The 19,233-nt window shown below is 71.3% G+C and carries 18 protein-coding genes; 8 read left to right on the forward strand and 10 right to left on the reverse strand.

Annotated elements, in window-relative coordinates; genetic code table 11:
• The first annotated feature begins 39 nt into the window (after positions 1–39).
• The 3 genes from ABZ374_RS17345 (at position 40) to ABZ374_RS17355 (ending at position 2,572) form a co-directional block, all read left to right on the forward strand.
• Complete coding sequence (locus ABZ374_RS17345; RefSeq protein WP_360311759.1) at positions 40–930, forward strand: PaaX family transcriptional regulator C-terminal domain-containing protein; 891 nt, start codon at positions 40–42, stop codon at positions 928–930.
• Between the two features lie 209 nt (positions 931–1,139).
• Complete coding sequence (locus ABZ374_RS17350; RefSeq protein WP_360311761.1) at positions 1,140–1,526, forward strand: metalloregulator ArsR/SmtB family transcription factor; 387 nt, start codon at positions 1,140–1,142, stop codon at positions 1,524–1,526.
• Positions 1,523–2,572: a cation diffusion facilitator family transporter gene (locus ABZ374_RS17355; RefSeq protein WP_360311763.1), complete on the forward strand. Its 1,050-nt coding sequence runs from the start codon at positions 1,523–1,525 to the stop codon at positions 2,570–2,572. Before ABZ374_RS17350 ends, ABZ374_RS17355 begins: the two co-directional genes overlap by 4 nt.
• Before the next feature lie 75 nt (positions 2,573–2,647).
• Here ABZ374_RS17355 and ABZ374_RS17360 read toward each other — a convergent pair whose 3' ends face one another.
• From ABZ374_RS17360 to ABZ374_RS17395, 8 genes are all read right to left on the reverse strand, one after another.
• Entirely contained in the window at positions 2,648–3,382 is a 735-nt protein-coding gene (locus ABZ374_RS17360) for a glutamine amidotransferase (RefSeq protein WP_360311922.1), read from the reverse strand.
• On the reverse strand, positions 3,382–4,671 hold the full coding sequence (locus ABZ374_RS17365; RefSeq protein WP_360311765.1) for a MurT ligase domain-containing protein: 1,290 nt from the start codon (positions 4,669–4,671) through the stop codon (positions 3,382–3,384). The genes ABZ374_RS17360 and ABZ374_RS17365 overlap by 1 nt, the downstream gene beginning before the upstream one ends.
• A 239-nt stretch (positions 4,672–4,910) precedes the next feature.
• The gene (locus ABZ374_RS17370; protein WP_360311767.1) at positions 4,911–5,591 is read right to left on the reverse strand and encodes a uracil-DNA glycosylase; all 681 of its coding nucleotides are present in this window, start codon (positions 5,589–5,591) and stop codon (positions 4,911–4,913) included.
• A gap of 216 nt (positions 5,592–5,807) precedes the next feature.
• A complete protein-coding gene (locus ABZ374_RS17375; RefSeq protein ID WP_360311769.1) occupies positions 5,808–6,236 on the reverse strand; it encodes a hypothetical protein in 429 nt (142 codons plus the stop codon).
• 514 nt (positions 6,237–6,750) lie between these two features.
• Positions 6,751–8,343: an acyl-CoA synthetase gene (locus ABZ374_RS17380; RefSeq protein WP_360311771.1), complete on the reverse strand. Its 1,593-nt coding sequence runs from the start codon at positions 8,341–8,343 to the stop codon at positions 6,751–6,753.
• A gap of 2 nt (positions 8,344–8,345) precedes the next feature.
• On the reverse strand, positions 8,346–9,197 hold the full coding sequence (locus tag ABZ374_RS17385; protein ID WP_360311773.1) for an SDR family oxidoreductase: 852 nt from the start codon (positions 9,195–9,197) through the stop codon (positions 8,346–8,348).
• Positions 9,194–9,898, reverse strand: coding sequence for a nitroreductase family protein (locus ABZ374_RS17390; RefSeq protein ID WP_360311775.1), 705 nt, complete (start codon positions 9,896–9,898; stop codon positions 9,194–9,196). Before ABZ374_RS17390 ends, ABZ374_RS17385 begins: the two co-directional genes overlap by 4 nt.
• Before the next feature lie 82 nt (positions 9,899–9,980).
• On the reverse strand, positions 9,981–11,156 hold the full coding sequence (locus tag ABZ374_RS17395) for a CaiB/BaiF CoA-transferase family protein (RefSeq protein WP_360311777.1): 1,176 nt from the start codon (positions 11,154–11,156) through the stop codon (positions 9,981–9,983).
• 225 nt (positions 11,157–11,381) lie between these two features.
• On the opposite strand from ABZ374_RS17395, the gene ABZ374_RS17400 reads away from it, so the two are divergent.
• The 5 genes from ABZ374_RS17400 to ABZ374_RS17420 all read left to right on the forward strand — a co-directional run bounded on the left by ABZ374_RS17400 (position 11,382) and on the right by ABZ374_RS17420 (position 16,498).
• A complete protein-coding gene (locus ABZ374_RS17400) occupies positions 11,382–12,008 on the forward strand; it encodes a TetR/AcrR family transcriptional regulator (RefSeq protein ID WP_360311779.1) in 627 nt (208 codons plus the stop codon).
• A gap of 18 nt (positions 12,009–12,026) precedes the next feature.
• A complete protein-coding gene (locus ABZ374_RS17405) occupies positions 12,027–13,199 on the forward strand; it encodes a cytochrome P450 (RefSeq protein WP_360311781.1) in 1,173 nt (390 codons plus the stop codon).
• A gap of 146 nt (positions 13,200–13,345) precedes the next feature.
• A complete protein-coding gene (locus tag ABZ374_RS17410; RefSeq protein WP_360311783.1) occupies positions 13,346–15,055 on the forward strand; it encodes a serine/threonine-protein kinase in 1,710 nt (569 codons plus the stop codon).
• Between the two features lie 120 nt (positions 15,056–15,175).
• A complete protein-coding gene (locus ABZ374_RS17415; RefSeq protein WP_360311785.1) occupies positions 15,176–16,018 on the forward strand; it encodes a hypothetical protein in 843 nt (280 codons plus the stop codon).
• Positions 16,019–16,309: 291 nt separating this feature from the next.
• On the forward strand, positions 16,310–16,498 hold the full coding sequence (locus ABZ374_RS17420) for a DUF397 domain-containing protein (protein WP_360311787.1): 189 nt from the start codon (positions 16,310–16,312) through the stop codon (positions 16,496–16,498).
• A gap of 649 nt (positions 16,499–17,147) precedes the next feature.
• Here ABZ374_RS17420 and ABZ374_RS17425 read toward each other — a convergent pair.
• Both ABZ374_RS17425 and ABZ374_RS17430 read right to left on the reverse strand, forming a co-directional pair.
• Positions 17,148–18,062 carry a helix-turn-helix transcriptional regulator gene (locus tag ABZ374_RS17425; RefSeq protein WP_360311789.1) on the reverse strand — a complete coding sequence of 305 codons (915 nt, stop codon included), beginning with the start codon at positions 18,060–18,062 and terminating at the stop codon, positions 17,148–17,150.
• A gap of 213 nt (positions 18,063–18,275) precedes the next feature.
• Complete coding sequence (locus ABZ374_RS17430; RefSeq protein WP_360311791.1) at positions 18,276–19,214, reverse strand: TauD/TfdA family dioxygenase; 939 nt, start codon at positions 19,212–19,214, stop codon at positions 18,276–18,278.
• Positions 19,215–19,233: the final 19 nt, after the last annotated feature.

A 19,233-nucleotide genomic window follows, 5' to 3' on the forward strand; every position in this document is an offset into this window, starting at 1 on the left:
GGACCTTTCGTAGGACACAAGAACATGCTTGGATGAGTTATGTCCTACATGGAGGATCGCGAGGAAACAAGGGGTACGCCCGCCGGTCGCACCGGGCCGCGCACCCGGCGCACCGCCGATGGCGGGCCCAGCGCCCGCACGTTGTTGTTGACCGTGCTGGGGGAGTACGTGCGCTGGCCCGGGCACGACGGGGTGTGGTCGCCGACGGCCGTGGCGGCGCTCGACGCGCTGGGGGTGCCGGAGGCGGCCACCCGGCGGGCGATCACCAGGCTGACCGGGGAGGGCTGGCTGGTGGCCCGGGCCGACGGGCGGTACACCCGGCTGACCCTCGCGCCGTCGTTGTATCGGCTGCTGACCGGATGGACCGAGCGGCTCGCCCGGGCGACCCGCGAGACGCCCTGGTCGGGACAGTGGCAACAACTGCTGTTCCGCCCGCCGGCGACGCTGCGCGAGGCCCGCGCGGTGGTCGAGGAGCAGCTCGCCTTCGAGGGCTTCGGCGATCTGGGGCGGGGGGTGTGGATCGCGGCGGACCCGGGCGGGGTGGGCGCGTTGCGGGCGCTGATCGCCGAGCGGGGCCTGGCCGGGCACGCGACCTGGATGACGTCGAGCGTGAGCGACCCGGAGCGGGAACGGGCCCTGGTCGAACAGGCGTGGGACCCGGCCGCGATCCGGGTGGTCCTGGAGGCGTTCGTCGACCGGTTCGCCGGCGCGCGGGCGAACACCGACGCGGAGGCGTTCGAGCTGCGTACCCGGCTGGTGCACGCGTGGCGGCTGACCTTCGAATGCGACCCGCGCCTGCCCGCCGCGCTGCTGCCGGCGGATTGGCCGGGGGCGGCGGCGAGCGACCTGTTCGTGGCCACGTGGCACCAAGTCCACGAACCGGCGCAGCGGTGGTGGGCGCACCTGGATCGGGATCCTCGGCGGGGTTGAGCGGGGCCGGCCGCGGCTTCGGAACGGGTGTGACGCGTTTGCGGGAACGGGTGCGGTGCGGTGGTGGGAACGGCGCGGCGCGCTTGCGTGTGGATACCCCCTGCCCCTATCTTCTTCTCATGCTCGTATGAAGAGCTGTTCAGACGATACGATGTCCGAGTCGAGACGACGGCGGACGTGGGCGACCACGCGAAAGTGGAGGTGACCCGGTGGCGCAGCCGGTGGACGCGGACCTGGTGGACTCGGTGCGATCGCGGTTGCCCGACGGCCCGCACCTGGCCGAGACCGCGGACGTGTTCGCGCTCCTGGGCGACCCCGGCCGACTCACCCTGCTGGTCGCGCTTTTGGAGGGCGAGCTGTGCGTCCGCGACCTGGCCGCCGCCTGCGGGCAGGGCGAATCGGCGGTCTCGCACCAACTGCGGTTGCTGCGCGCACACCAGGTGGTGACGGTGCGCCGGGCGGGCCGGATGGCCTACTACCGCCTCGCGGACGCGCACGTTCGGCTGCTCCTGGACGTGGCGCTCGCGCACATCGGTCACGCCCCCGCCACCGATCACACCGGCTGCGCGAACGAGCTCCCCGGAGGGACTTCATGACCACCCGCGACCACGACCACGGCCCGGACGCGGCCGGGTCCTCGGCGCCGACCCGCGAGCCGGATCCGGCCCACGGCAGCCACGGCGGGCACGACCACGGGGGAGCCGGGCACGCCGGGCACTCGCATGGGGTGGCCGCGGACGCGGACCGCCGCTACCTGACCGCCGCGCTCGTGCTGATCGGCGCGTTCATCGTGGTCGAGGTCACCGTCGGCATCCTGGCGAGTTCGCTCGCGTTGATCACCGACGCCGGCCACATGGTCACCGACGCGTTCGCGATCGGGCTCGCGCTGGTGGCGATGCGGCTCGCGGCCCGGCCCGCGCGTGGGCGCTGGACGTACGGGTTCAAGCGGGCGGAGATCCTGTCCGCGCAGATCAACGGCATCACGTTCCTGGTCCTGGCGGTGTGGTTCACCTACGAGGCGGTCCGGCGGCTGATCTCGCCGCCCGACGTCGAGGGCTCGTTGGTGATCGTCACCGCCGCAGTCGGCATCGTGATCAACGTGATCGCGGCCTGGCTGATCTCCCGGGCCAACCGCTCCAGCCTCAACGTCGAGGGCGCCTACCAGCACATCCTCAACGACCTGTGGGCGTTCATCGCCACCCTGATCTCCGGCGTCGTGGTGCTGACCACCGGCTTCGCCCGGGCCGACGCGATCGCCTCGCTGATCGTGGCGGCGCTGATGCTCAAGTCCGGCATCGCGCTGGTCCGCGAGTCGTGGCGGATCTTCCTGGAGGCGGCCCCCAACGGCATCGAACCGGACGCGGTCGGGGCGGACCTGGCCTCGGTCGAGGGCGTCACCGAGGTGCACGACCTGCACATCTGGACCATCACGTCCGGCTTCCCGGCGTTGTCCGCACACGTCCTGGTCGAGCCCGGGGACGACTGCCACCGGGTCCGCGACCGGCTCCAGGAGCGGCTGCGCGAACGGTACGCGATCACCCACACGACGCTTCAGGTCGATCACGCCGACCCGGCGGTGCTGGCGATCGGCACGACACGCGGGCACTGCGAGGACCCGCACGGGACGGTGCACACGCGCTGACGGGGAGCGCCGACCAGACCGAAGGCCCGCGTACCGCTCGGCGGTACGCGGGCCCTCGGCCCATCTGCTCTTCGCTCAGTTCGAGGCGGCGGCGCGGACCGTGCGCAGGCGCTCGGAGCGGAGCTGCTCGTGCCAGTGGTCGCCCAGCGGGGTCAGCGGCACGCCGGTGGCCCAGGTGAGCAGCAGGTCGGCCAGCGCCGGGTTGCGCGACATCACCGGCCCGTGCATGTAGGTACCGATCACCCGACCCGCGTACGCGCCCTCGGTGCCGTCGCCGGTCCCGTTGCCGTTGCCGTGGGTGACCCGGGCCAACGGCTTGGCGCCGGGGCCCACGTGGGTGACGCCCTGGTGGTTCTCGAACCCGGAGAGCACCGGCAGGCCGAGCGCGGGGTCGACCTCGGCCAGCACCTCGCCGACGCAGCGCTTGCCGGGCGCGCCCCGGCCGGAGCGTACGTCCAGCAGGCCCAGACCGGCTTCGGCCTGGTCGAGGTCGTCGATGAACTCGTTGCCGATGATCTGGTAGCCGGCACACACCGCGAGCAGCGCGGCGCCGGCGCCGACCGCGGTGGCCAACCCCGGGTCGCGGCGCAGGCGTTCGGCGGCCAGCCGCTGCGGCCGGTCCTCGCCGCCACCGATCAGGTAGATGTCGCCGGAGGTGGGCACGGGCTGGTCGGAGCGTACGTCCACCCGCTCGACCTCGATGCCGCGCATCAGCGCGCGGCGCTCCACGATCAGCGCGTTGCCCTGGTCGCCGTATGTGCTGAGCAGGTCCGGGTAGATCCAGACCAGGCGCAGCCTGCTCTCACCGATCATGCGTGGGCCGCTTCCTTGATCGTCTTGCGAAGCTGTTGGAACGCCGTGTAGTTGGCGATGACCTCGATCTGGCCGGGCGGCGAGGCCGCGACCGCCTGACCGAGCGTCTCGAAGACCTGGAACTGCAGGCCCGCGACCTCCAGCCGGACGGCCAGGTCGAGTCGGCGCTGGCCCAGGACCATCAGCGGGCGACCGGCGAGCTGGGTGAAGTCGACGTCCCAGATCCACGAGGTGTCCTTGCCGTCCGCGTCGAGCGCGTTGACGGACAGGATCACCGGGGTGGGCGGCGGGTCGATCAGCGAGAACGTCTCGACCCAGCCGGCCGGGTTCTTGGCCAGCAGCAGGCGCAACTTGCGGCCCATGTAGTCGACCACGTCGTAGCGGCCGGCGACGGCGGTGACGTGCTTCATCCGCTCCAGCGCCGCTTCCACGGGCACGCCGAACAACGACGCGACGGCCGCGGCGGTGACCGCGTTGGCGCGGTTGGCCCGGCCCGGCAGTTGCAGGTGCAGCGGCCACACCTGCCCGTCCGGGTCGACCATGCGATCGCCGGCGAGCGACCAGGTGGGCGAGGGACGACGGAAGTCGCACTCCGAGCAGAACCAGTCGTCGCCCGGACGCTGCATCACGCCGCCGCACTGCGGGCAGGACCAGGAGTCCTCCTGCCAGGTCTGCCCGGCGGCCACCCACAAGACGTCCTTGCTGGAGGACGCGGCCCACACGATCAGCGGGTCGTCCGCGTTGGCGACCACGATCGCGTCCCGCCCGCGCAGACCCTCGCGCCACTTCTCGGCGAGCATCCGGGTCTCGGCGGCGCGGTCGAGCTGGTCCCGGGAGAGGTTGAGCAGCGCGATGGCGACGGGGTCGGAGTCGCGGGCGACACCCGCGAGGTACTTCTCGTCGACCTCGATCACGCCGTAGCGGGCCTCGTTGCCCGCGCCCGCGAGAGCGGAGGTGATGCCCGCCGGCATGTTCGCGCCCAGCGCGTTGGACACCACCGGGCCGGCCGCGCGCATCGCTTCGGCGACCAGGCGGGTGGTGGTGGTCTTGCCGTTGGTCCCGGAGATCAGCACCACCTGCAGCCCCACCGACAACTGCGCGAGCAGGTCCGGGGCGAGTCGCAGCGCGAGCTTGCCGCCGATGACCGAACCGCTGCCCTTGCCGGCGCGCCGCGAGATGGCCGCGGTCACCCGACTCGCGGTGATCGCCAATTTGGAACGCGGCGGCAACGCCTCGGAGGAGCGCTGCGGCGCACCCCCCTGGCCGGGAACGCTATTGCCTGACATCGAAGAAGGTTCCTCCAAGCGACGGCCCCGACCGGCGGTGGCCCATGACCGGTTGTACCGGCCGCCACCCTATCGAGATCACACCACCTTCCGTCGCCGGCGGCGGTGCGTATAGGCGTGGACGCGCGGGGTCGGCGTTTCGGTTGCGGCGGTGCCGGTGGGGCGGTGTGTGCCCGGTGCCGCGGCCGGAGCACGGGTGTCCTGCGGCGGGCCCGGGGGCGGGTGTTGGTGCCTTCGGGTTACGGGAGGCGCCAGTCCACCGGTTGGGCGCCTTGACCCACCAGGAGGTCGTTGGTACGGGAGAAGGGGCGGGAGCCGAAGAAGCCGCCGGCGGCCGACATGGGGGAGGGGTGCGCGGACTCGACCACGGCCGCGCCCGGGCCGAGCAGCGGCCGGGCATTGCGGGCGTCGCGACCCCACAGGATCGACACCAGCGGGGTGCCGCGCGCGGCGAGCGCCTTGATCGCCTGCTCGGTGACTTCCTCCCAGCCCTTGCCGCGGTGCGCGGCGGGCCGACCGGGGGCGGTGGTCAGCGCGCGGTTGAGCAGCAATACGCCCTGGTCGGCCCACGGGGTCAGATCACCGTTGGTGGGCATCGGCAGGCCCAGGTCGCGGTTCATCTCGGTGAAGATGTTGATCAGCGAACCGGGCAGCGGACGCACCTCCGGAGCGACCGAAAAGCTCAACCCCACCGCGTGCCCAGGGTTGGGATAGGGATCCTGACCCACGATCAGCACCCGTACGTCCGCGAACGGTTGGGTGAACGCCCGCAACACGTTCGCGCCCGCCGGTACGTACCGCCGCCCGGCGGCGATTTCACCTCGCAGGAACTCGCCCATGGCGGCCACTCGGCCCGCCACCGGTTCCAGGGCCTTCGCCCATCCTGCCTCGACAAGTTCGCCCAACGGCCGCGCCACCATGGGAGTTGAGCATAGGGCAAACGAGTGACACTCCCGCACGGCCGCACCCGCGCCGACCAGGGTACGAGCGTGCGGGGGAGGGGACTTGGTCGCGGCGCCGCGCGTCGGTGCCGCGCCCCCCGACCCACGGTAGCGATCACCCGGCTGCGGTCGAAACGTTTGCGTCGGGCTGCGAAGGCCGGTTGCCTCGGCTACCCGCTCGACGCGCCTGCCCGGCTACTCGATCAGGCCCGTCACCATGTCCCAGGCGTCCTCGGCATCCGAGCCGGCCAGCGACAGGGCCACCGCCGCCTCGCACGCGGCCAACGCGAAGACCGCGCCCACCCACGTGCGTTCCGCGGGGGTCAGCCGGCGCCATTCGAGCGCCCCGCCGGCCCCGTCCACCAGATCCGAGGCCACCACGAGCCAACCCCACTCGGCACTGCCCCGCCCCGCCGCCAACGCGCGCAGCACGCCTGCGCCCAACAACACGTCCCGCGCCCCGAGACCGCGGCCGAGCAACGACGCCTCCCGGGCCGCGGTGGGCCGCAACCACACCCCACCGCGCGGAGCCACCATGGACACCACCCCGGCGGCCACCCGCCCCGCCGCCAATACCGCCGCCATCCGTCCGGCCGACCCGGATATCGCCCCCGAAACCGCCACCACAGCCCCTTATCGAAACCAGCTCGCACCCCCCGGCCCAACGACCGGCGGCCCACACCGTAGCGGTGCCCCACATCGCAGCCCCCGCACCCCCAGGACGCACCCAACCTCCACCCCGGTTTCGACCCCCGACCCCCACCCGCCCCCCCCGAGGCAAGTGAGCGACGAACCAGACAGGTTCAAGCCAACCAGGCACGACCACCACCGCGACACACACGCCACAACCGGCCTCCCCCAACCCGCCGACCCACCCCACCCCCCGGCGCGTCAGCGCCCCCGAGACAGATGAGCCGCGCGATCGACGCGCGCAGCGCGGAGAGCGGCGGAGCCGCAAACTTTTGACTTCGTGGCCCGTAGCGAAGCGAAGGGACACGAAGTCACGAGCGAGGGGCCACTTTTTGGAGGAGCCCGCGACGGAACAAAAAAGTGGTGCCTCGCGAGCCGGCGCCAAAGGCGCCCAAATAGAAGCAACGCCGCATCGCCGAAAGCCGCCCACCCGCCCGCTCCGCCACCCCTACCCCCCCACCACCCCCACCGCCGTCTCCCGGGCCCACCGATAGTCCGGCTTCCCCGCCGGCGTCCGCGGCACCTCCGCGACGGTGACCAACTCCCTCGGGATCTTGTACCCCGCCAACTGCTCCCGCGCGTGCTCGGCCACGTCCTCCGCCGTCAGCGTGTGCCCCGGTCGCAGCGAGACGACCGCCGCCACCCGTTCGCCGAAGCGGGGGTCGGGGACGCCCACCACGACCGCGTCGTACACCGCCGGGTGTGCCTTGAGCACACCCTCGACCTCTTCCGGGAAGACCTTCTCGCCGCCGGTGTTGATGCACACCGAGCCGCGGCCGAGCAGCGTCACGTCGCCGTCGTCCTCGACCCGGGCGAAGTCGCCGGGGATGACCCAGCGCACGCCGTCCGGGTCGACGTGGAAGGTGTCCGCGGTCTTGACCGGGTCCTTGTAGTAGCCGATCGGGATGTATCCGGTCCGGGCGATCCGGCCGCTCTCGCCCACGCCCACCGGGCGCAGGTCCTCGCCGAGCACCGCGGTCCTGGGCTTGAGCGGGAAACGTCCGCCGGGGGTCTGCGAGCTGCCCGCACCGAACTCCGAGGCGCCGAAGCTGTCGGCGATGTACAGGCCGGGGACCAGCCGGGTGAGCTGGGCCTTGACCGACGGGGAGAGCAGCGCGCCGCCGGAGCCGATCACCTTGAGCGTCTGCACCCGGTGACCGCCACCCTCCAACTCGTCCGCGATCGGGCGCGCCATCGCGTCGCCGACCAGCATCATCGTCACGCAGCCCTCACGTTCGACGATGCGCAGGATCTCGGCCGGGTCGTAGCGCAGCCCGGTCCACAGCACCGCGGTGCCCGCGCTGAACAGGGTGATCCAGGTGACCCACTGGCCGTTGCCGTGCATCAGCGGAGTGGTCAACATCTGGACCAGTGGGGCGCCCTCGGCCTTGGCGGCGAGCAGTTCGGGATCGGCGATCGGCTCTCCACCGAAGTTCCCGCCGCCCATCGCCGAGCAGAAGATGTCGTGCGAGCGCCACTCGACACCCTTGGGAAAGCCGGTGGTCCCCCCGGTGTAGACCATGTACCGGTCCTCGGGGGAGCGCTGCCCGAAGTCCCGGGCACCGCTCTCCGCGGCAAGCGCCTTCTCGTAGTCGACGCTCCCGTCGAGCTGCTCGTCGACCTGCCCATCGAACTCGTCCGAGAGCACGAACACGTGCGCGAGCCCGGGCGCCCCGCCCCGCACCGCGGCGACCTTGGGCAGGTACCCACGCTCGACGACCAGCCCGGTCAGGTCCGCGTTGTCGACGATGTAGCGCAGTTCGTCCTCGACGTAGCGGTAGTTGATGTTGATCGGCACCATGCGCGCCTTGAACGCGCCGATCATCGCCTCCAGCCACTCGGCCCGGTTGCGCGAGTAGATGCCGATGTGCGCGCCGGTGGCCAGCCCCGCCGAGACGAACGCGTGGGCGACCCGGTTGGACCGCTCGTCCAACTCGCGGTAGGTCAGTCGGACCTCGCCCGCGACCAGCGCGAGCCGATCCGGACAGGCGTCCACCACGACCTCGAACAGGTCCGCCAGGTTGAATACCCGCTGGGTCATTGTCAGTTCCCTTCCGCGACGATGCCGCGCAGGCCGTCGGCGCCGAAGACCGGCTCCAGGAAGGCCCGGAAGTCCGGACCCCGGCGCAGGTGGTGGCCGCCGTCCACGTTGATGTTCTGGCCGGTGATCCAGGTCGACTCGGGGCCGACCAGGAAGGCGGCGAGCGAGGCGATGTCGTCGGCCTGCCCGACCCGGCCGAGCGGCGTGCAGGCCAGGTAGTCGTCCAGCACCGGGCCGCCCTGGGTGACCGCGTCGACCATCTCGGTGGCGACCAGGCCGGGCAGGATGCTGTTCACCCGGACACCGCTCGCGCCGAGTTCGTCGGCGGCGAGCCGGACCAGGTGGTCGATGCCGGCCTTGCTCACGCCGTACGCGCCGAACCAGCGATGGGTCAGGGTCGAGGCGATCGAGGAGATCGCCACGAACGAGCCGCCGCCGCCCGCCGCCATCAGCCGGGCCGTGTGCTTGAGCACCAGCATGGTGCCGGTCAGGTTCAGCTCGACCGTCTCGCGCCACTTGTCCGTGTCGAGCGAAGTCAGAGGCCCCATCGTGGTGTTGCCACCCGCCGAGGCGACCACCGCGCGCAGCGAACCGAGTTCGGCCGCACTCGCGACCGTCGCGCGGACCTGATCCTCGTCGGTCACGTCGGTCACCGCGGCCGCGATTCGTACCCCGGTCGGCGCGATCTTCTCCAACTCGGCCACCGCGCCGCGCAGTCGGTCCGCACTGCGGCCGGCGATCAGCACATGCGCGCCGTCGGCGGCGAACCGTCGCGCGCAGCCCAATCCGATCCCGCTGCCCCCTCCGGTCACCAGGGCCACCGTGTCCCGCAGCGGCAGGTCGGCACGTGTCACCGGGCATCTCCTTCGAACGTGGTGGGCACGTACGCCGCACCGTCGGCCGGCCACATCGGTGCCGGTACCTCGAACCCGATCGACGCGCCCCAGGTGTTGCGATACGCCACCTCGTGCGCCGACGTCCGGGGCGCCACGCCCCACGTGCCGGTCGGGTAGCCGAACGACACGCAACACGCCATGTGCCAGCCCTCGCCGGGCGGCACCCCGAGCACCTCCAGGACCGCGTCCCGATGCGAGATGCCGAGTACCGCGGTCAGCGCGCTGCCGACCCCCTCGGCGCGCGCGGCCAGCATCGCGCTCCAGACCGCCGGGAAGATCGAGCCGCCGGTGGGATCGTGCCGGGCGAAGCCGAACATGAACAGCGGGACCTGCTCGAAGTTGTCCGCGAGCCACTGCGACGAGCGCCGCACCCGGACGAAGGACCGGCTCTCCGCGCTGTCCGGGTCCGCCTCGGCGGCGGCCACGCGCGGTGCGTACAGGGTCTTCCACAGGCTGTCCATCGCGTCCCGGTACAGCGGACCCAGTCGACCCTTGACGCCCGGGTCGTCCACGAGCAGGAAGCGCCAGCCCTGGGTGTTGCCGCCGCTGGGCGCGCGTACCGCCGCGTCCAGGATGCGGGCCTGCACGTCGTACTGGATCGGATCCGGCGCGACCCGGCGCATCGCGCGTGTGGTGTACAGCGCTTCATGAAGTTCCATCTGCTCCCCTGTCTCGTCCCTGATCCCTGTGCCTGATCCGTGATCCGTGGTACCCGTAGCCCGCAAGGGCGGTGACGCGAAGTCAGACGATCGCGCCCGCGTCCCGCAGACGCTCGATCTCGGTCGTGCCCAGTCCCCACCCGGCCAGCGCGGTGTCGGTGTCGCCGCCCTGCGCGGTGGGCCCCGGGTGCACCGGCCGGGCCGGCTCGGCGGCGGGCGTACGGGAGAAGCGCGGCGCCGGGGCCGGTTCGGGCAGCCCGTCGGCGTGCAGGAAGGTGCCGCGCTCGACGTGGTGCGGGTGCGCCGGGGCCTCGCCGGGGGAGAGCACCGGCGCGAAGCAGGTCTCGGTGCCCTCCAGGAGCGCACACCACGCGTCCCGGGTGCGGCCCGCGAACACCTCGGCGAGCCGGGCCTTCATCGCGGGCCAGTGCGCCCGGTCGTGCTGCTTGGCGAAGTCGGCGAACACCGGGTCCTCGGCCAACCCGAGCCGGTGGATCAGCTCGGCCCAGAACCTCGGCTCGATCGCGCCGACCGCGACGTACCGGGCGTCCTCGGTCTCGTACACGTCGTAGAACGGCGCGCCGCCGTCGAGCATGTTGGTCCCGCGCGGGCCGAGCATCCCGGCGGCGCCCATGGTGAACCAGGTCGCGCCCAGCGTCGCCGCCCCGTCGATCATCGCCGCGTCCACCACCTGGCCCCGGCCCGAGCGGCCCGCCTCCAGCAGCGCCGCGACCAGGCCGAAGGCGAGCAGCAGGCCGCCGCCGCCGAAGTCGCCGATCAGGTTGAGCGGAATGCTCGGCGGTTGGCCGGCCCGGCCGATCGGCTCCAGCATCCCGGCCAACGCGATGTAGTCGATGTCGTGCCCGGCCGCCGACGCGAGCGGCCCGCTCTGGCCCCAGCCGGTCAGCCGGCCGTAGACCAGCCGCGGGTTGCGCTCGGCGACCACGTCGGGACCCAGACCCAGGCGTTCCATCACGCCGGGCCGGAACGGCTCGATCAGCGCGTCGGCGTCGGCGAGCAGGCGCAGCGCCAACTCGACCCCGTCCGGGTGCTTGAGGTCGACCGCGATCGAGTGTTTGCCCCGGTTCATCGGATTGCGCGGCGGCTTGGTGAAGCCCTTGCGGGCCTCGTCCGCGCGATCCACGCGCAGCACCTCGGCGCCCAGGTCGGCGAGCAACATCCCGCAGAACGGGCCCGGCCCGAGGCCGACGAACTCCACCACGCGAATGCCTGCGAGGGGTCCTTTTCTGGCGGTCACGGCGTCTCCGGCGATCGATCGGGCCCCGAAATTACTGAAACACGTTCTCACTTAATCTGACGAGACGTCAGACTAGACTTCCGTCTCATCGGTAGGCAAGATCACCGCGGAACGAGTCGGCGCACCACCTCGGACCCGGCGCTCCCCGCGCCGGACCCCGCGCCGGACCCGCACCCGGCCCGCCGCACCCATCCCGAAGCGCGACCCGACAGGACAGGCTCTCTCGTGGCCGAACCCCGCATCAGCTCGACGATCACCCTCACCAGATCGCTCACCCGGGACCAACAGGCCCGGCGCGAGCGGCTGGTGCGTGCCGCGTGCGACCTCGCCCTGGAGGGTGGCTACGCGGCCGTGACGATGCACGACGTCGCGGACCGCGCGGGGGTGGCCCGGGCCACCGTGTATCGCTACTTCACGTCGAAGAACCACCTGCTGAGCGAGGTGTCCGCGCTGTGGATCGGCGAGCTCGCCGACGAACTCGCGGCTCGCCCGCTGCCCGCGGACCCGGCCGGCCGACTGGCCGCCCTGTTGTGCCGCATCGTCGAGGTCAGCGCGGAGAACCGGCTGCTGACCGAGGCCGTGGTGCAGGCCGCGACCGCACCGGACGCGTCCGCCGGCCAGTCGCAGGAGACCTTCCACCAGAGCATCCACCGGATCACCGGCCTGGCCTTCGGCGACACCGCCGACGGCGAGGACGGCGCCGACCCGGCCCGGCGGCGCGACATCGAGACGGTGCTGGGTCACGTCCTGCTCTCGGGCCTGGTGAGCCTCACCGCGCGGGGCCGCGCGCTCGACGAGGTGCAGGACCTGATGCGTACCGCCGTCCGACTCTTCGTTCCGCTCCCCACATGACCATTTCGGAGGCTTGCCATGACGGCTCCCACGACCCGCGACATCCACCTGCTCGACCGGGACTGGTACGCCGGTGACCCCTTCGCCGACTACGCCTGGCTGCGCGAGCACGCACCCGTCTACTACAGCGAGCGCGCCGGCGTCTGGGGCCTGAGCCGGCACGCCGACCTGGCCTGGGCCGAGCGCAATCCCGAACTGTTCTCCTCGGCCAAGGGCTCGCGCCCGCTCGGCTACCCGCAGCCCTCGATGATCGACTCCGACGACCCGACCCACTACCGTCGTCGCAAGCTGGTCTCCAAGGGCTTCACCCCCCGGCAGATCGCCGCGATGGAGGATCACGTCCGGGACATCGTGACCTCGCTGATCGACGCGATGATCGCGGGCGGTCGCAGCGCCGACCTGGTCCGGCAGTTCTCCGCGCCGCTGCCGATGACGCTGATCGGCGAACTGCTCGGGGTCGGCGCCGAGCACCGCGACCAGCTCCAGCACTGGGCCGACGTGATGGTGATGCTCTCCGACGGCGGCGAACTCAGCCACAAGGCGGGCGAGGCGTTCACCGAGTACGTCGCCTACACCACGCAGGTGATCGAGGACCGCCGCAAGACCCCCTCGGACGACCTGATCGGCATCCTGGTCGGTGCGGAGATCGACGGCGAGAAGTTGAGCTTCGACGAACTCATAGGCGAATCCCTGCTGTTGCTCGTGGGCGGCAACGAGACCACACGCAACGTGATCTCCGGCGGCATCGCCGCGCTCCTGCGCAACCCCGAACAACTCGCCAGGCTGCGCGCGGACCCGACGCTGATCCCCTCGGCCGTCGAGGAATCGCTGCGCTGGGTGTCGCCGGTGGTCAACATGGCCCGGCATACGACACGTGACGTGGAGCTGCACGGCACGGTGATCCCGGCCGACTCGATCGTGATGATGTTGTACGGAGCCGCCAACCGCGACGCCGAGGTGTTCACCGAGCCGGAGCGCTTCGACGCCTTCCGCACGCCCAACCAGCACATCGCGTTCGGCACCGGGCCGCACTTCTGCCTCGGCTCCTCGCTGGCCCGGCTGGAGATCCGGGTCGCCTTCGAGGAACTCCTGCGCCGGCTGCCCGACCTGCGGTTGGCTCCGGACGCCACCCTCGCGCACGGCCCGTCGTCCTTCATCCGCGGCCTGATCGCGCTGCCCGTCGAGTTCTGAGCCGCCCGTCGGCCGTCGGTGCGCCGGCCCGGACCCCACCCGAGGGAAGCGCCTCGGATCCGGTCCGGTCCGGCCGCCCGGGACCCCCCAAATACGGACACCCGCGTATTCTCTGGCCAACTGCCGGACGACGAGGGGGATGTCCTGTGAAACCGCTGGAGCCCGAGGATCCGCGGCAGATCGGCGGCTACCGGGTGCTCCGCGTGCTGGGGGCGGGCGGCATGGGTCGGGTCTACCTCGGGCGCAACCGGGGCGGTCGGGTCGTCGCGATCAAGGTGGTCCGGGCCGAGTGGGCGGACGATCCCGGCTTCCGCGAACGTTTCCGCCGCGAGGTGGACGCCGCGCGGCGGGTCGGCGGCGCCTGGACCGCGCCGGTGCTGGACGCCGACACCGAGGCCCGCACGCCGTGGGTGGTCACCGGATACGTCGCCGGCCCCAGCGTCTACGAGGCGGTGTCCGGGCGCGGGGCGCTGCCCGCGGAGACCGTGCGCACGCTCGGCGCGGGCCTGGCCGAGGCGCTGGTGGCGGTGCACGACGCCGGTCTGGTGCACCGGGACATCAAACCCTCCAACGTGCTGCTGTCCCTGGACGGGCCGCGGGTGATCGACTTCGGCATCTCGCGCGCGATGGACGCGTCGGTGCTCACCCGGACCGGGCACACCGTCGGATCGCCCGGCTTCATGTCGCCCGAGCAGGTCGACGGGCGCGACATCGGGCCGCCCAGCGACGTGTTCTCGCTCGGCTCGGTGCTGGTGTTCGCCGCGACCGGTACGGGACCGTTCGGCGAGGGCAGCGGACAGGCACTGATGTACCGGATCGTCGCGCAGGAGCCGCGCCTGGACGATGTGCCGGTCGCGCTGCGCGAGATCGTCGGCGCGTGCATGGCCAAGCACGCGGCCTCGCGCCCCACTCCCGCCGAGCTGCTCGCCGCACTGGCGCCGGAGGGTACGACCGACCTGGTGGCGGGCAACTGGCTGCCCGCGGACCTGACCACCGCGTTGTCGCGACGCGCGATCGAATTGCTCGAACTCGACGACGACGGCGCGCCGGACGCGGGCTCGTTCGTGTCCGCGGGCACCGGCGCGCCCACGTGGGACGACCGCTCGCGCGCGGCGACGGCGCCGCCCCGGCCGGTGGACGTGCCGCCGGGCCCCGCGACCCCGCCGGGCCCCGCGACCCCGCCGCCCTGGGTCCCCGCGCCCGCCGCCGCACCCTTCGCGGGCGTGGCGGCCGAGACGTACGTGCCGCCGCCGACCCCGGCGCACCGCCCGTGGTGGCGGCGTCGCCCGGTGTACCCGCTCGCCGCCGTGCTGATCGCGGGCGCCGTCACGTTGGGGGTGCTGCGGCCGTGGGAGGGCGACGACGGCGGCTCGGGCGCCGGCGGGCGCAGCTCCGACGAGGGGCGCCGGTCGCCGGTGACCGACACTGACCCGAAGGCGTCCGGCGGACCGAGCAGCAGCAGTTCGAACACCGCCTCGCCCCCGACCGGCTCGACCGCACTGCCGCAGACATACGTGGGCACCTGGTCCGGGTCCGCACGCTCCGACTACAACAGCGCCTCCGAGATCACCATCACGCTGACCGGCGGAAAGGTGGGCGACAAGAAGGTCGGTACCAGCCGGCTCACCGCCACCGGGCAGCTCGGCGAGAAGGCCGACTGCGAGGCCGATCTGGAACTGCTCTCGGTCTCGGCGGACACCGGCCTCCGGTTGACCAGCCACCTGACCCGCAACTCGGGCTGCGTGGACGGCGACGTCGAACTCAAGTTGACGCCGCCCACCATGTCCTACGTCTCGCCGGGCAACGGCCTGCTGACCTCGACATCGCGGGGCACCCTCACCCGCAAGTCCGGATGAGCCCCCCACCGGCCGGGAACCATGGCGCGCGGCCCGTACGTCAAACTGAACACCTGTCGAATGCGGAACGGCCTGTCGGGCCACGAATGCCCGGTCGAGTGGGGAATGGCGAGTTCGGACATGCGGCACAGCCCTGAGGACGCGGACGACGGCCACGACGTGGAGCGACTCGACGAGCGTTTTCGGGAACTCGTGGTGCAGCTCGCCCCACAGGTCCCGCCGCCGCCCGTCGCGGGCATCCACAAGGTGGTCCGCCGCCGACGCCTGCGCAACCGGGTCCTGGTCGGCGCCGCCTCGCTCGTGCTGCTCGCCGGTGGGGCGACCGTGGTGGGACTCGGATCCGGCGACGACGGGCCGCCGCACCGGGAGGCCGCCGCGCCGCCGCCGGCGGCGAGCCCGGTGACCAGTACCACCCCGGCGGCGCTGAGCGACGCGCTCTTCCCGAGTGCGCAGGAGTTTCCGGTGGTGGCCGGGGTGTACGAGAACTGGCATGTCACCGAGACCCGGACCGCGCTGGCCGAGAACCTGGGCCCGTGTGCGACGCAGACCCTCGCCGGGCTCGGCGCGGTGGAAGCACAGGAGCGGGTGTTCAACCACGACGGACAGGGCGGCGGCCTGGTCCGCCTGGTCCGCTACCCGGACGAGCGCACTGCCGCGGTGGCGGCCACCGACGTCACCGGCGGCCTGGCCGGATCCTGTCCGGACAATCAGCCCAATCCGGCCGCGGACGGCCTGCCCCGGATCAAGGCGTTGGACAAAGAGGGCGACGTGTGGCGCACCCAGGGTGTGATCAACGGCAACCTGGACCAGTACGTGGACTACGGCATCGTGCGCAGCGGCCCGGTGGTGGCGGTGGTCCAGGAGACCGTCATCGACCCGCGCGGGGTGCCCCCCACGGACGCGTTCCTCCGATTGGTCGCCGGCCTCCGGGATCGCCTGGGAAAGAACGGATCAGGGCCCTGATGTTCCGAATTCAAGGCTTTCGCCTTCTCCCGTTCACCGGGCATATCCGGGCGGGTCGGGAGTGCTGCAAACGGGTGAGCGACCGGGCAATTCGCCACCTGGCAATTCGCCAGCCGACATCCACGGGTTTCATACGGATGGACGTGACCGGATTTCGCTTGCGACGGAGCTGTGGCGCTAAGCTGTGCGCGCGCCCTCGAAGCCGGTCAACCCGCAGAGGTGACGACCCTGCACGGAATCATCCGGCTGTCGGCTTCCCTATTCTCATCAGCCCTTTTCCGGAGGCAAGCCATGGCGGAGTTCGAGCCGCTGGGACGTTCGTGGCGCAAGAGCAGTGCGAGCGCGGCGACCAACTGTGTCGAGGCCAGGCTGGGTGACGAAGTCCAGGTCAGGGACTCGAAGGCGCCCGTATTGCGACTCGCCTTCGGGGATCGATCGTGGGGAGCGTTCCTCTGTGCCACCGGTCGACTTTCGGATTGACGCACTCCTTGTCGGCGACGGCGGCAGTGATGTCCCGACGACCGATCGGGTTCCGACACGCAAGGCGGCCTGCCTGACGGCAGGCCGCGAGGGATATGGGCACGAGGCCCGGAGCGGGTTGGTATCCGTTATCCGATGAGAGTGAGCAGTCCGGCGGCCCGGAGCGTGTAATAAAGCGCTCCCGCTGTCACCGCGGCCACGGCTACCAGCAGAAAGATCACGCGAAGCATCCTCTCGAAGTCGTCCTGCACGAGTTCACCCCCTTTCTTCGATCAGGCGTCCTTTCTTGCCGACGGTGTGTACCGTGCAGGGGCGGGGGGACGGCGATTGCGCCCTCATCTGTGATTGTGCATGGAGATGTCTGCTTCCGCCAGAGTGAGTCGAGTCCCCTATACGTGGGTCCCATGCAAAAAAGAACGAGTTGCCCCGGTAAGTCATAAAATCTGACCCTCGGAACAACTCGTTCGAAGCCTCGCAGTGGCCGCTGCGAAACCGTGCTGCTCATCGACATCGAGCAACGGATACCCATCTGTCATTATGCGCAGGAACAAGCAATCAGCCAAGTGGCTCTTGGGATGTATTCAACTCGCATCCTGGCTGCGCGCGTGCAGTCAGCCGGCCTGCTGCCACTCTGCCCTCGGCAGATCCGCTACTCGACCGGATCGCCGGGGTGGGGATGATGCGGCGAGCCGGGGGCGAAGCGTTCGAGCGCGGCGTCCAGCAGGGCCGGTGTGTGCTCTCGCGCGGCGAGCTGTTCCAGACCCCAGAAGGTCTCCAGGTAGGACAACGGCGAGACCGTCGGCGGGTCCTCCGGGTTGCCCTCGCGAATGATGATGTCACCGGACGGGTTTTCGATGAACAGGACCGCCTCGTCCGCGACGTCCTGGAACTCCATGAGCTGGTAGGCGATTCGGGCCCGTGAGTACAGGCCGGACGAGAACGGCACCACGCGCACGGTGATGTTGGGCCACTCCGCGTACTCGCGGATGCGGCGCATCTGATGGCGCATCACGGCCGGGCTGCCGACGGTGCGGTGCATCACGCTCTCGTCGACGATGAAGTGCAGCGTGGGCCCGTCCGGGCGGATCAGCCGCTCCTGACGCTCCATCCGCAGCGCGACCGCCTCGTCCAGGGTGGTGTCGTCGGGCGAGGTCACCACCCGGAGCACCTCGTGGGCGTACTCCTCGGTCTGTAACAGGCCGGGAACCAGGAGGGGTTCGAAGTTGCGGATGACCATGGCCGAGGATTCGTAGCCCAGGAACACCTTCGCCTCGGTGGTCAGGATGTTCCGGTACGCGTACCACCAACTGCGTTGCTTGGACGCCCTGGCCATGTCGATGAACTCGGCCACGCGGTCGGGTTCGACCACCTGATAGTGCTGGAGCAGTGCCTTGAGGTCGGTGGTGGAGATGTTGACCTGGCCGGTCTCGATCCGGATCAGCTTGGACAGCGACCAGTCCATCTCCAGTGCGACGTCCCGTTGGATGAACCCGCACCCCTCGCGCGTCTGACGCAGGAGTGCCCGGAGCCTGCGCCCCTGGAACATCGGGTCCCGTGTACCCATCGGCCGCCCCCCAAAGGCTGTCGGCAGCGATCTCGCATCTAGCGAGGGCGCAGAACGGGTGGTGCACAAACGCCACCCGGAGAACAGCATCCCGTCGAATCGGCCGACCCGACAAGCCCCCGCATCGATGTGCGACCGGCGGATCCGACGCCCCGTCAGCCGACGAGGCGCCGGATCCCCACACGCGAAGCCGATCGGTGATCCCGGGGGCGGTCAGCCCTCCAGGGCGTAGGACTCGGCGCCGTCCGGGCCGACCGAGTTGGCGCCCTGCAGGGTCACCCGCTGCATCGAACGGCGCATGCCCGGGGGCACGTCCGTGGGCACCAGGTGCACCGTCGCGCGGTTGTCCCAGAACGCGATGCTGCCCGGCTGCCAGCGGAATCGCACGCTGAACTCCGCGTCGGCGATGTGTGCGTAGAGCATCTCCAGGATGTGCGTGCCCTCCTGCCGGGACAGTTCGAGGATGTGGCTGGTGAAGTTCGGGTTGACGAACAGCACCTTCTCGCCGGTCTCCGGGTGCACCCGCACCACCGGGTGCACCGCGCGCAGCCCCTCCCCGAGGAACTGCTTGGCGAGTTTGCCCGGCAGTTCGCCGCGCTTGATCGGCAGCGTGTTGTGGTGCACCGCGTGCAGGCCGTCGAGCAACTCCTTGAGCGGGTCGGACAACTGCTCGTAGGCCAGCGCCAGGTTGGCCCACTGGGTGTCGCCACCGTAGGGCGGCACGATCACTCCGCGCAGGATGGACGCGGTCGGCGGGTCGGGAATGAAGGTCACGTCGGTGTGCCAGCGGCTCTCCACGAAGCTGCCGCCGCCGCCCATGCCCAACTTCTCGTTGTCGAGCAGCAGGATCTCCGGGTGGTCGGGGAACGCGGCGGGCAACGTCGGGTGCCCGGGCGCGAGTTCGCCGAAGCGCAGGCCGAACGCCTTGTGCTGCTCCTGGGTGAGGTGCTGGTCGCGGAAGAAGACCACCTTCCACTTCAGCCAGATCGCGCGGATCTCGGCGACCGCTTCGTCGGTGAGCGGCCGGGTCAGGTCGGCGCCGAAGATCTCGGCGCCGATGTTCCCGGCCATCGGCCGGACCTCCAGGCCCAGTGCGGCGGCCGAGGCGGGGGTGGGGTCTGCATAGGTGGGCTGGTCGATGGTGCTTGTCATGGCCGAACCTCCGGAACCA

This window comes from Embleya sp. NPDC005971, from assembly GCF_040629175.1.
Lineage (GTDB): Bacteria > Actinomycetota > Actinomycetes > Streptomycetales > Streptomycetaceae > Embleya.